The organism is Citrobacter sp. Cu233, from assembly GCF_030332225.1.
Lineage (GTDB): Bacteria > Pseudomonadota > Gammaproteobacteria > Enterobacterales > Enterobacteriaceae > Citrobacter.
Map to the genome: position 1 here is coordinate 1 of NZ_JAOWIF010000003.1, position 554 is coordinate 554.

Annotated in this window: 1 protein-coding gene; it reads left to right on the forward strand. The window is 50.2% G+C overall.

What is annotated here, in order from left to right; translation table 11 throughout:
- On the forward strand, positions 1-518 hold a 518-nt coding region (locus OGX95_RS00015), incomplete at its 5' end, for a CaiF/GrlA family transcriptional regulator (protein ID WP_286627837.1).
- Between the last annotated feature and the right edge of the window lie 36 nt (positions 519-554).

The following is a 554-nucleotide window of genomic DNA, read 5'->3' on the forward strand; positions in this document are numbered from 1 at the left end:
TGTCAGTGCTTCGTATTTCATACTTCAGACGGAGAGATATTCAGGTGGCGGGTATGCCTGAGAGACGCAGCCGAAAAAAGAGACCTTTTTTCTGTCCCGAGTGTGTTCTGGATCTACAGGCTCAGCCACTGTATATCATCGTGGCCTTCTGGGGGATGCGAACCGGCAGGTTACTGACAGTGGAGCTGGTCAGCCGGGAATTTCATATTCCCCAGCGAACAGCAAAAGATATTCTGCATTACATTGAGCACGAGGAACGAAACCATATCTGCAGCAGGCGCTTCATACAGAACGAACCGACAACGGGACGAAGACGCGCCCTGCGGATCCTGGATGTGCAGGAGCCACAGAAAATTCCGGCCAGTTCAGGAGCAAAACTGGATTTTCTGTCGGAGCCTGTTGCCCCTGTAGCAAAACAGCCATTCAGGCCACTGACAAAATTCCAGAAACTACGTCAGTGGATGTTATCGAGAAAACAGAATGAACAGGCTCCTCCGGAGCTGACAGAAGACGGATGAAACAGATATTTTTGATGAGTCAGTGTCAGTACACCC